The sequence below is a fragment of the Stenotrophomonas sp. STEN030 genome (assembly GCF_056759995.1).
In genome coordinates this window covers 145,340-153,765 of sequence record NZ_JBRREB010000002.1, presented here as the reverse complement: position 1 = coordinate 153,765, position 8,426 = coordinate 145,340, and the positions used below count along the sequence as shown (strand labels likewise).

The 8,426-nt window shown below is 62.9% G+C and carries 8 protein-coding genes; 5 read left to right on the top strand and 3 right to left on the bottom strand.

Annotation, left to right across the window (positions count from 1 at the left end; genetic code table 11):
• Positions 1-117: 117 nt before the first annotated feature.
• Complete coding sequence (locus ACVOLR_RS01305; RefSeq protein WP_481534838.1) at positions 118-588, bottom strand: REP-associated tyrosine transposase; 471 nt, start codon at positions 586-588, stop codon at positions 118-120.
• A gap of 208 nt (positions 589-796) precedes the next feature.
• On the opposite strand from ACVOLR_RS01305, the gene ACVOLR_RS01300 reads away from it, so the two are divergent.
• Genes ACVOLR_RS01300 through fliP form a run of 5 tightly spaced genes read left to right on the top strand, consistent with a single transcriptional unit; the run spans position 797 to position 3,879 of the window.
• Positions 797-1,312 (top strand): flagellar basal body-associated FliL family protein, encoded by a 516-nt coding sequence (locus ACVOLR_RS01300; RefSeq protein WP_481534837.1) that lies wholly within the window; start codon positions 797-799, stop codon positions 1,310-1,312.
• Between the two features lie 9 nt (positions 1,313-1,321).
• Complete coding sequence (gene fliM / locus ACVOLR_RS01295) at positions 1,322-2,338, top strand: flagellar motor switch protein FliM (RefSeq protein ID WP_481534836.1); 1,017 nt, start codon at positions 1,322-1,324, stop codon at positions 2,336-2,338.
• Positions 2,331-2,678 (top strand): flagellar motor switch protein FliN, encoded by a 348-nt coding sequence (gene fliN / locus ACVOLR_RS01290; protein WP_481511334.1) that lies wholly within the window; start codon positions 2,331-2,333, stop codon positions 2,676-2,678. The genes fliM and fliN overlap by 8 nt, the downstream gene beginning before the upstream one ends.
• Complete coding sequence (gene fliO, locus ACVOLR_RS01285; RefSeq protein WP_057628148.1) at positions 2,675-3,082, top strand: flagellar biosynthetic protein FliO; 408 nt, start codon at positions 2,675-2,677, stop codon at positions 3,080-3,082. The genes fliN and fliO overlap by 4 nt, the downstream gene beginning before the upstream one ends.
• 2 nt (positions 3,083-3,084) lie before the next feature.
• Positions 3,085-3,879, top strand: a complete 795-nt coding sequence (fliP, locus tag ACVOLR_RS01280; protein WP_481534835.1) for a flagellar type III secretion system pore protein FliP — start codon at positions 3,085-3,087, stop codon at positions 3,877-3,879.
• 36 nt (positions 3,880-3,915) lie between these two features.
• Here the strand turns inward: fliP and ACVOLR_RS01275 are convergent, their stop codons facing one another.
• Positions 3,916-7,005, bottom strand: a complete 3,090-nt coding sequence (locus tag ACVOLR_RS01275; protein WP_481534834.1) for an error-prone DNA polymerase — start codon at positions 7,003-7,005, stop codon at positions 3,916-3,918.
• Positions 7,002-8,426, bottom strand: coding sequence for a Y-family DNA polymerase (locus ACVOLR_RS01270; RefSeq protein ID WP_481534833.1), 1,425 nt, complete (start codon positions 8,424-8,426; stop codon positions 7,002-7,004). Before ACVOLR_RS01270 ends, ACVOLR_RS01275 begins: the two co-directional genes overlap by 4 nt.

The window sequence follows — 8,426 nt, the reverse complement described above, 5'->3', positions numbered from 1 at the left end:
GCCCTCCCCTCCGTGGCGGGGCGGGGGTGGCTGGTGCGTGGGGTGGGTTGTTGTTTTTGGGTGGCGGCCCCGGGCTGCGCGCCCCCCCCCCCGCTCCTATAGCGAGGTAACCGCGATTCACAGCCACACCGCATTCCAGAAAGGATAGAAGCGAACTGATGTGACCAGCCCGGCCCTTACCGGATTCATCACGATATAGCGGGCAGCTGCCCTAACATCATCATCCTTCCGCAGGGCCCTATCATGGAAACCACGGCTCCAGATTGGACGGCATACTGAAGCCGGCAAGCACCGCGCCGTGTTGCTTTTGATATTTCGAACCAATGCACTGAGGTCTGTTTCCTGACCCAGTTGGATCAAGCCGTGCCAGTGATCAGGCATCAGTACCCAAGCGACCAATACGGCGTCATGCCAAAGCTGAGAGTGATGGACGGCACGGGCTACAGTCGCCGCAAGCGCGTGATCCAAAAAGATTGACACACGAGCGTTCGTAGTGAAGGTGACCAGGTAAAGCTGACCACGTATGGAAGCGCGGCCTAGACGCAGTGCCTTGTGGCCGCTGTATGGGTTGATCGGTTGCAGGGGCATGCCCAAAGGGTGATGCCACCATCGGCTGTTTACCGTCCGTTGGCAGGCCATTTATGCGTCGGCAGAACCGGCATCAGCTTCGCGGCTTACGCCGCTCCTACAGCGGCACAAGCTCTCGGGCCCCGCGTCAAATTCCCGCCATCGGCCCTTTCACCTCCTCCGGCACAGCCCTTGCATCTGACTGGGCAGCAATCCTGAGGAGCTCCACGTGGCCGTTGCCGCAGATAAAAACCGCAAAGCTGAACCCACCAAGGACGCGGCAAGCAAACCGAAGCGCTCGTTGCTGGTCCCCGCCCTGATCGCCGTGTTCGCTGCTGCCGCGGCCGGTGGCGGGGTCTGGTACTTCACCCAGGGCAAGGCCCACGCCGAAGCCAGCAAGGAAGCAAAGCCCAAGACCCCGGCGCCTGCCCAGTACTTCGCGCTGGACCCGGCCTTCGTGGTCAACCTGAGTGGCCCTGTCGACGGCCCGCGTTATCTGCAGGTCGAAGTGCAGCTGATGACCCGTGATCCGCTGGCGCTGACTGCGCTGCAGACCCACGCCCCGGCCATTCGCGCCAAATTATTGATGCTGTTCTCGCAGGTCGAGCCGACTCAGATCGCCGATCGCGCGGGCAAGGAAAAGCTGCAGGCCTCGGCGCTGGCCGAAGTGAAGAAGCTGATGAAGGCCGAAACCGGCCAGAACAGTGTCGACGACTTGTTGTTCACCAGCTTTGTGACCCAGTAAGGCGCCACGATGAGCATCAATGACCTGCTGTCCCAAGACGAGATTGATGCCCTGCTGCACGGCGTCGATTCCGGCTCGGTCAATACCGCCGAGCCGGCGGCGGCGCCAGGCGAAGCGCGTTCGTACGACTTCGCCAGCCAGGACCGCATCATCCGTGGACGCATGCCGACCCTGGAAATGGTCAATGAGCGTTTTGCGCGCTTGTGGCGCATCGGTCTGTTCAACCTGATCCGGCGCTCGGCCGAGTTGTCGGTACGCGGTATCGAGTTGATCAAGTTCGGTGACTACCTGCATTCGCTGTATGTGCCGACCAATCTCAACCTGATCCGCTTCAAACCGCTGCGTGGTACCGGCCTGATCGTGTTCGAGCCGACCCTGGTGTTTGCCATCGTCGACAACTTCTTCGGTGGTGACGGACGCTACCCCACCCGCATCGAAGGTCGCGAGTTCACTGCCACCGAAATGCGCGTGATCCAGTTGCTGCTGAAGCAGACATTCACCGATCTGCGCGAAGCTTGGGGCCCGGTGATGAATGTCGATTTCGACTACATCAACTCCGAGATCAACCCGCACTTCGCCAACATCGTCAGCCCGCGCGAATACGTGGTGGTCAGCCGCTTCCACGTCGAGCTCGACAGCGGCGGCGGCGACATCCACATCACCTTGCCGTACTCGATGCTTGAGCCGATCCGCGAACTGCTCGACGCCGGCATCCAGAGCGATCGCAACGACCGCGACGAGAGCTGGGCGGTGATGCTGCGCGAGCAGTTGGACACCGCCGAGGTCGAGCTTTCCAGCGTGCTGGCCAAGCGCCGCATGAGCCTGCGCGAGCTGACCAAGTTGAAGATCGGCGATGTGCTGCCGATCGACATGCCCAAACAGGTGCCGCTGTGCGTGGAAGGCATCCCGGTTTTCACCGGCGAGTTTGGCGTATCCAACGAACGCAACGCCATCAAGATCACTGCTACCCATCCTCCGGGAAAGCGCCCGAGCGTCCCCGTGATTCAGGAAAACACCGATGAATGACAATCACTCCCCCGAGACTGAGAACGCCGCAACGCCGGCACAGTTCAGCAACCTGCAGGCCGACAACGGCATCAGCACCGACCTGGATCTGGACGTCATCCTCGACGTACCGGTGACCCTGTCGCTGGAAGTAGGCCGCGCTCGCCTGCCGATCCGCAACCTGCTGCAGCTCAACCAGGGCTCGGTGGTGGAACTGGAACGCGGTGCTGGCGAATCGCTGGACGTGTTCGTCAACGGCACGCTGATCGCCCACGGTGAAGTCGTCGTCATCAATGATCGCTTCGGCGTGCGTCTGACCGATGTGGTCAGCCCCAGCGAGCGCATCCGGAGACTGCGTTGATCGCATTGCTCGCCTACGCCGCACCGGCTGCCAAGGCAGCGACACCGGTGGGCCAGCACGCGGCCAGTGCGCCCGGCCTGTTCGGCGCGTTCTTCACCTTGTTGCTGGTGCTGGGCCTGATCATCGGCCTGGGCTGGTTGCTCAAGCGCATGCCCGGCGGCGCGTTCCGCCCGGCTGAAGGCCTGAAGGTAGTCGCCAGCATCAACGTCGGCGCCAAGGAGCGCGTGGTGGTGGTCGACGTCAATGGCCAGCAGCTGCTGCTGGGCATTACCGCTGGCGGCATCAGCACCCTGCACCAGCTGCCCGAGCCGCTGCCGCAAACACCCGCGCCGGCCCTGCCCAATCTCAAACAACTACCGAATTTCGCCCAGCTGCTGGCACAGAAGCTGCGCAAGGACTCCTGAACATGTCGGGCCAAGGTCTCAACTCTCGCGGTTTCAACTCACGTACGCTCTGGCAGCTGCTGATCGTGCTGGCGGTGCTGGCATTGCCACTGTTCGCCTGGGCCGCACCCGGCCCGCAGGTACCGGCGCTGCCGGACGTAAACGTCGGCAAGATCGGCGGCGCGCCGGTCAGCCTGCCGCTGCAGACCCTGTTGTTGATGACGGCAATCACCTTGCTGCCGTCGATGCTGCTGGTACTCACCGCGTTCACCCGCATCATCATCGTGCTCGGCTTGCTGCGTCAGGCGCTGGGCACCGGGCAGACCCCGTCCAACCAGATCCTGCTGGGCCTGGCCTTGTTCCTGACCACGATGATCATGATGCCGGTGTGGGACAAATCATGGTCCACCGGCATGGCGCCATATCTGGATGGCAAGATCGACTTCCAGACCGCTTGGCAGCTGTCCACCGCACCGCTGCGTGCCTTCATGCTGGCGCAGGTCCGCGAGACCGACCTGATGACCTTTGCTGGCCTGGCTGGGCAAGGGCCGTACGCCAGCCCGGATGCGATTCCATTCCCGGTACTGGTTGCCTCCTTCGTCACCAGCGAGCTGAAGACCGCGTTCGAGATCGGCTTCCTGATCTTCATCCCGTTCGTCATCATCGACCTTGTCGTATCCAGCGTACTGATGTCGATGGGCATGATGATGCTGTCACCGATGCTGGTCTCGGCACCGTTCAAGATATTGCTGTTCGTACTGGTGGACGGCTGGGTATTGGTGGTCGGCACCTTGGCGGCGAGCTTCAACGCGGTGTAGTTGTGGACCGCTATTAGGACGAACGTCCGCGATGACTCAATGGAAGTCGCGGCTGCGTACGTCCAGGCTGCCCAATAGCGGCGACAGGTCATCCAGGCGGCGTGCGATCAGATGACGCACGCCGTTTTCGGCTTCCAGCCGTCCACTGACCTGCAGCAGCCGTGATTCCAGGAACACCTGCCGCTGGCGCTCGGCCAGCTGCCGCCAGACCACCACATTGATCTGGCCAAACTCGTCTTCCAACGTGATGAAGGTGACGCCGCTGGCGGTTGCTGGCCGCTGCCGCCCGCGCACCAGCCCGGCTACCAGTACATTGCCTGTGCTGCGCATGCTTTCCAGATCCTTGGAACTGCGGCAACGACGCGCACTGAGCTGTCGCCGCAGTCGTGCCAGCGGGTGCAGCTCCAAGGTAGTCCCGAGCAAAGCGTAATCGGCGTTCAGATCCTCACCAGCGCTGGGCATCGGCAAGGCGACAACGGCTTCGGCCGTCGCTGGCTGATCGTCAAATAGCGGCCGCTGATCTTCGACACCGGCAATAGCCCAACGCGCGCGGTGGCGGTTGCCGGCCATGCCGCGCAAGGCACCGGAATCGGCCAGCAAGGCGCGTGCGCGTGCATCCAGATCAGCCCGCCGGCACAGGTCGGCGATATCGGTAAACGCAGCCTGTGCCCTCGCCTGCTCGATCCGCAGCGCGTCTTCTGCGCTGAAGCCACGCACCAGGCAAAAGCCCAAACGGATCGCCAGCCGCTCACCGTCTTGCTCCCGTTCCAACGAACAGTCCCAGCCGCTGTAACGCACATCCAGCGGTCGTGTCGCCACACCGTGCCTGCGCACATCCTGCAGCAGCTGATCCGGGCTGTAGAAACCCATCGGTTGGCTGTTGAGCAGTGCGCAGGTGAACTCGGCTGGGTGGTGGCATTTCAGCCAACTGCTGGCATAGGCGATCAGCGCAAAACTCGCCGCATGGCTTTCCGGGAAACCATAGCTGCCGAAGCCCTTGATCTGCTCGAAGATGCGCTCGGCGAACTCCAGCGGATAGCCGCGTTCAAGCATGCCTTCGGTGAGTTTCAACCGATGCGGTTCCAGCCCGCCGTGGCGTTTCCAGGCCGCCATCGAACGACGCAGACCATCGGCTTCGCTGGCGTTGTAGCCAGCCGCGACCATCGCGATCTGCATCACCTGTTCCTGGAACAGCGGCACTCCCAGGGTCCGTTTAAGCACTTCTTTCAAGGCTTCAGAGGGGTAGTTGATCAACTCCTCACCGGTACGCCGGCGCAGGTAGGGATGCACCATGTCACCCTGGATCGGGCCGGGGCGGACGATGGCCACTTCAACCACCAGGTCGTAGAACGTCTGCGGTTTCAGCCGCGGCAGCATCGCCATCTGCGCGCGCGATTCGATCTGGAACACGCCGATGGTGTCGGCGCGGCTGATCATCGCGTAGGTAGGCCTGTCTTCCTGCGGGATCGTCGCCAAGGTGAAATGCAGGCCGCGATAACGCTGGATCAGATCGAAACAGCGACGCACAGCGGTGAGCATGCCCAGCGCCAGCACGTCGACCTTCATCAAGCCCAGTGACTCCAGATCGTCCTTGTCCCATTGGATGACGGTACGCGCCTCCATCGCCGCGTTTTCAACCGGCACCATACTGTGCAGGGCGCGTTCGGAAATGACGAAGCCGCCCGGGTGCTGCGACAGGTAATGCGGGAAATCGATCAATTCATTGGCCAGTATCAGGATGCGGCGCAGCAGAGGGCTATCCGGATCAAAACCGTGCTCACGCAGACGTTCCTCCTCAGGCACGCTGTCCGACCACTGGCCAATGCTGGAGGTCAGCTGCGTGATCACATCACCCGGCATACCGAGCACCCGCGCCACATCACGCAGCGCGCCACGACCGCCGTACTGCGTTGCGACAGCAGCCAGGGCAGCACGCTCACGTCCATAGCGTGAGAACACGTACTGGATGACTTCCTCGCGCCGCTCGTGCTCGAAATCCACGTCGATATCCGGCGGCTCATCACGGTCATCCGAGATGAAACGTTCAAACAACAGATGGCTGTGCGAAGGATCAAGTTCGGTGATTCCAAGCACGAAGCACACCACCGAATTGGCGGCAGAGCCACGGCCCTGGCAAAGAATGCCGATGCTGCGCGCATAGGCCACCAGATCGTGCACGGTGAGGAAGTACGAGGCGTACTTCTTCTTGGCGATCAGGCCCAGTTCCTTTTCGATCAAGGCCTGCGCCTGCAGCGGGGTTCCATCCGGCCAACGCTTGCCTGCACCACGCGTCACCAGCTCCGCCAGCCAGCACTGCGCGGTGTAACCGGCGGGTACTACCTCGCTGGGATATAGATAGTTGACGGCTTCCTTCAGGTCGAACCCGGCGCAGCGCTTGGCGATGCACAGCGTCTGCTGCAACAGCGCGGCTGGATAGATCGCCTGCAACGCCTGCAGCGGACGCAGATGCCGCTCACCGTTGGCGAACAGGCGCTGCCCGGCCTCGGCAACGGTGACGCGGTGGCGGATGGCCGTCATCACATCTTGCAATGCCCGGCGTCCACGCGCATGCATATGCACGTCGCCAGCAGCCACCAATGGCAGCTGCAGTTGTGCGCCCAATGCCTGCAGCTGCTGCAGACGCGCCTCATCATCGGCGCCGTGATGCAGTTCCACTGCAATCCAGCAGCGCTGCGGGAACCATTCGCGCAACTGCATGCCTTCGGCAGGTTCTGGTTGTGCCGCAGGCAGCCACAAGGCCAGCAGGCCGCTGCGATCAATCGCCGCCAGGTCCTCGGCCAACAGTCGGTATTCGCCCTTTTCCGCCCGCCGCCTTGCCTGTGTTATCAGCCAGCACAGCGCTTGGTAGCCTGCAGAGTCTTCCACCAGCAGGACCAGCTTGGCGCCGTTTTCCAGTTGAATTTCGCTGCCGACAATCAACTGCAAACCGGTTTCCTTCGACGCGCGCCAAGCGCGCACAATGCCGGCCAACGTGCATTCGTCGGTGATCGCCAGCGCTTGGTAACCATGCGCCTTGGCCCGCGCAAACAACTCGTCCGCGGTCGATGCACCGCGCTGGAAACTGAAAGCGGACAGGCAATGCAGTTCGGCATAAGCGGCACTCATGCGAACCAGCCCTGCAGCATGAAGCCACCCTCGCCGCCAACCTCGCGCCAGGCCCAGGCCTGCTGGCCGAAGCGGGTGCTGACCCGGTAGTAATCACGGCGTACGTCATCGCCGTCCCACCAGCCACTTTCGATCCGCTCAGGTGCCGACAGCAGTTCCGGGCTTGCTCCTGGCCAAGGCTGCGGCGTGCGCAGCAGCCAGCCTGGACGTACTGGTGACGGCAAGTTGCTGGTTGTTGCAGCTGCGGCTGCAACTGCAGCCTCGCCGCGCCAGGCATATTCGGGCCTATGGTCGGCATGTACGCGTAGCCCATGCACGGATTGATCGCCCAGGCGGGCACGCAGGCGTTCGCGCAGCTGTTCCCACGGCATGCTCTGCTGCGGGCGGGTATCAAACAGCTCGCGATGCTCCGGCACAAAGGCCGGCAACTGATCGGCACGCAGACCAAACTGGCGTACCGGTGCCGGGATCTTGGCCTGCTCCAGCCGGCTGCGGGCAATCTCGAACAACAGGCTGGCATCACGCTCGGCCGCAAGCAGGCCGATTTCCAAGGTGGTGGGCGGCCGGTCCTCGTGCTCCAGCAACAGCACAAAGCGCTGCACGCTGCCATCGCGGCCGGCAAGAAACGCGGCAAGGTCCGAGGTCAGGCGCCGCAAGGGGAATAGCAAGGCCTGCGAGGACTCCACTTCGTAACCCAGCTCGATGCGCAGCTCGAATACATCCGGCGGCTGATACGGCTGCAATACAAAAGCCCGCTCACCCAGCAAGGCATCCAGCTGCCGCAGTACATCCGGCGCAAAACGCCGGTTGATGCTGGCCCGTGGCAAGCCCTGCAATTGTTTTACGGTGCGGATACCCATGCGCGCGAATGCCGCAGAGGCACTGGCACCAAAGCCAGCCCGCGCCACCGGCAACTGCCCCAGCAATGCCGCCAACCCCGCTTCATCCACGCTCAAGCCATCACGGGCATTGGCCAATGCGCGTGCGGCCACCGGATTGGGAGCCAAGGCAATCCGGTGGCGGAAACCCAGCGCGTCCAATTCCTGCCGCAGGCGCGCCTCGAACTTCGGCCACGGCCCGAACAGCGCCAAGCTGTGCTCGATTTCGATGATCAGCGCCTGCGCATACTGCAGGCTTACCTGCGAGCTGAATTGATACGCCCAGGCCGCAAGGAAGCGATGCCACTCCGACTGCGCGTCCGGCTCATACGGGTGTATTTCAAAACCGGTGGCCAGCGCCTGCGCCGTCACCAGCGATTGCCCGGCCTTCAAGCCCAAAGCCGCCGCTGCGGGATTGACCGCGTGCAGCACCCGCCGCTGGCTGGGCCCACTGATCAATACCCGCGCCGCCTCCGGCTCGGCACAGGCGCGCAATACGCCGTCCATGGCCAGATGCGGCAATAGAATGCAGGCCCAGCGCAT

Bases quoted from the DNA above. Each gene is read 5' to 3' on its own strand.
- ACVOLR_RS01305 (WP_481534838.1), bottom strand. From the start codon at position 588: ATGCCCCTGCAACCGATCAACCCATACAGCGGCCACAAGGCACTGCGT.
- fliP (WP_481534835.1), top strand. From the start codon at position 3,085: ATGTCGGGCCAAGGTCTCAACTCTCGCGGTTTCAACTCACGTACGCTC.
- ACVOLR_RS01275 (WP_481534834.1), bottom strand. From the start codon at position 7,005: ATGAGTGCCGCTTATGCCGAACTGCATTGCCTGTCCGCTTTCAGTTTC.
- fliM (WP_481534836.1), top strand. From the start codon at position 1,322: ATGAGCATCAATGACCTGCTGTCCCAAGACGAGATTGATGCCCTGCTG.
- ACVOLR_RS01270 (WP_481534833.1), bottom strand. From the start codon at position 8,426: ATGCGCTGGGCCTGCATTCTATTGCCGCATCTGGCCATGGACGGCGTA.
- fliN (WP_481511334.1), top strand. From the start codon at position 2,331: ATGAATGACAATCACTCCCCCGAGACTGAGAACGCCGCAACGCCGGCA.